This is a genomic window from Clostridium sp. E02, assembly GCF_003833015.1.
Taxonomy (GTDB): Bacteria; Bacillota; Clostridia; order Lachnospirales; family Lachnospiraceae; genus Lacrimispora.
Map to the genome: position 1 here is coordinate 1 of NZ_RJLQ01000047.1, position 1,926 is coordinate 1,926.

Here is a 1,926-nt window from a genome sequence, read left to right on the forward strand (position 1 = left end):
GTTCAATCCACGGTCAAAATCAACTAACTAGCTAATTTATTTCCCGTTTTTACTTGTTGTTTGGTTCGTATACAATTGCTTGTATTCGTTCTGAATTTCTCATTCAAAGTCATCAAACATGACTTTTATTCGAATTTTCAGGGTTTTACATACTGTTCAATCTTCTGTTTTCAAAGTGCTTTTTTTGCTTTGTTGCTTCAGCAGCAACTCTCATATATTACCAAATTCAGTCGTTTTTGTCAACTGTTTTTTTTGTCTTTTTCAAAACTTTTTCATCGTATCCCAATGTGTTTTTTCGAAAGATGTTTGTTGCCGTTTTCAGCAACGTGTTATATCATACCAAAGCATTCGACAGATGTCAACATTTTTTTATTTTTATTTTTGAGTATTCCATAACCAATAATAGAGTTGGATTTAAGTGTTAGAAAATCAAAGACAACCACAATGAAACGATCAAGTACATATGAACCTAATTAAGTTACGCCCATTGTTAAGATTTGAATTACACTAGCCTTTCATTCACAGCATAATTCAAATAATCTGTAATAAAAGACTGCAAAAATGAAACTTCACATATAGAAAAGATATTACCATAGGCATGAGCTGGAACTACATATGTATGCTTGTATACCTCTTTAATAGAAAAATAATTCGTCACAGTGCCAGGCGCAACAAAACAGACTACTTCTTAGACCTAATATTTGTGATACCTGAAGGTACTTTGGACTTTCACTTATTCGGACCGGTCTATGGTTAACAAACGCTCCCCCCTGCAGAGCCTTTTCCATATGGTCTGTAGGGGGGAGTCAAATTTCACTTCTTCATAATATTAAGATTTAACGGATTCCAAATTTTTTGCCTCGTTTGATAGTACCATTACTGTTCCATTCTGTATAGACATATGGACCACCATCAGTCGTTCCATTTTCAGTAAAGTTATGCGAGATATCATTATAGCTGTAATGACCTGTTACCATTTTTAGAGTACTAGTATTAAAATAGTAGACATTGTCATTGATTTTCATGATTCCTCCTTGAAGCTCTCCTGAATCAGCTGCGTAATACCAGGTATTATCCCTTTGAATCCACCCAGTACGCATAATCTGGTCATTGCCAAAGAAGAACCAATGGCTTTGGTAGTTGACCCAGTTATTTGTACAGTAATCATTAGATCCCCACTGGTACTTCATCCCCTGCGGAGTGCTCACAAATCCCGCAGCAAATGATGACATCGCACTTCCCATGGATAAAGCCATAGATAATGCTGCTATTGCTAAATATTTTTTTTTCATAGATCTTAACCTCCTATCATTACACTAATTATGATTAATTCAGCTAGAGTATACAATATGGCTTAACTCAAAGTCAACGAAGTTTAGGTATTCGTAATGATAAGTAAATCGTTTGTAATTAATTGACATTAAAAAGTTCATAATCTTAAGAAGCATGTAAAGCATTATAGTAAAACAATGTTATTTTATCAAAAATGGAAAGTAAATAATTGGCTGAATTTTAATACTTTCTTTATGTTTTTCATGAACGCTTGCCCGTAAATTCGCAAAAATTCAATCAAGTTGTCCCCTTTGTCTTCTACACCACTCGGTATAAACATAGCACTTGGAAGGAAAACAAATTAAGCCCCAACATACGCAAGAGCATTCAAGTAATAATTTACCGCTCATATATATAATATGAAAAATTGATTGATAACTATATTATAATGCTTACACATTACTCAAATACTTTGAGGGTTTTACTTATGCAAACTAAAAAAAGATCCCCGAAATTCGGAAATCTTCGTAAACACTAGCTATTCTTAAGAGCGCGAGACGGGACTCGAACCCGCGGCCCCGACCTTGGCAAGGTCGTGCTCCACCACTGAGCCACTCGCGCTTATTACTTCTTTGTTTTCTTTTCTCAGGTACA

At 34.9% G+C, this 1,926-nt stretch carries 1 protein-coding gene and 1 tRNA gene; both read right to left on the reverse strand.

Translation table 11 applies throughout. The features are described from left to right. Window positions 1-836 precede the first annotated feature (836 nt). A complete protein-coding gene (locus EFT72_RS18815; protein WP_124068453.1) occupies window positions 837-1,292 on the reverse strand; it encodes a hypothetical protein in 456 nt (151 codons plus the stop codon). Between the two features lie 529 nt (window positions 1,293-1,821). Next, window positions 1,822-1,893 (reverse strand) — tRNA-Gly (locus EFT72_RS18820). Window positions 1,894-1,926: the final 33 nt, after the last annotated feature.